Raw genomic sequence first — 589 nt, 5'->3', positions numbered from 1 at the left:
GGCCTGGGTTTTCACACCGGCCTTGTCCAGCACGGCTTTGGCGTAGGCTTCCTGAATGGTGCCTTGCTCATAGCCAACGGTCTTGCCCTTCAGCGACGCGACGTCTGCGCTCAGGCCGGAGCCTTTCTTGAACACGTAAGCGGTCGGGCCGGAAAACAGTTCGCTGGAGAAGTCGATGACCTTCTCGCGCGCCGGAGTCACGGTCATCGACGAGATCACGCCATCGAATTTGTTGGCCTTGAGGCCCGGAATCATGCCGTCGAAATCGCTTTCAACCCATTTGCACTTGACCTTCAGTTCGGCGCAGATCGCGTTGCCCAGATCGATATCGAACCCGACCAGGCTGCCATCGGCCGCTTTCGACTCGAACGGTGCGTACGAAGGGTCAACGCCAAAGCGCAGCTCTTTGTATTCCTTGGCCAGCGCGGAGCCGGCGGCCATGCACAACGCCAGTGCAGAAAGGGTCAGCAATGCTTTTTTCATTATTCAATCCCTAAGAACCAATATGAGCGCTTGTGGCGCAGAATTATTGTTACTGCAACGCTTACGACCTATAGAAAGTAGCAATTTCCGAACCAGAGTGCCGAAC

The 589-nt window shown here is 55.9% G+C and carries 1 protein-coding gene; it reads right to left on the bottom strand.

From position 1 onward, the window contains the following. Positions 1-483 (bottom strand): transporter substrate-binding domain-containing protein (locus tag J5M71_RS26635; protein ID WP_207838466.1); only part of this gene is annotated, 483 nt, incomplete at its 3' end. Between the last annotated feature and the right edge of the window lie 106 nt (positions 484-589).

The sequence above is a fragment of the Pseudomonas sp. 43(2021) genome (assembly GCF_017490805.1).
In the GTDB taxonomy this organism is placed as follows: Bacteria; Pseudomonadota; Gammaproteobacteria; order Pseudomonadales; family Pseudomonadaceae; genus Aquipseudomonas.
The sequence above is the reverse complement of the archived record's forward strand: the minus strand, read 5'-3'. Positions and strand labels throughout refer to the sequence as shown.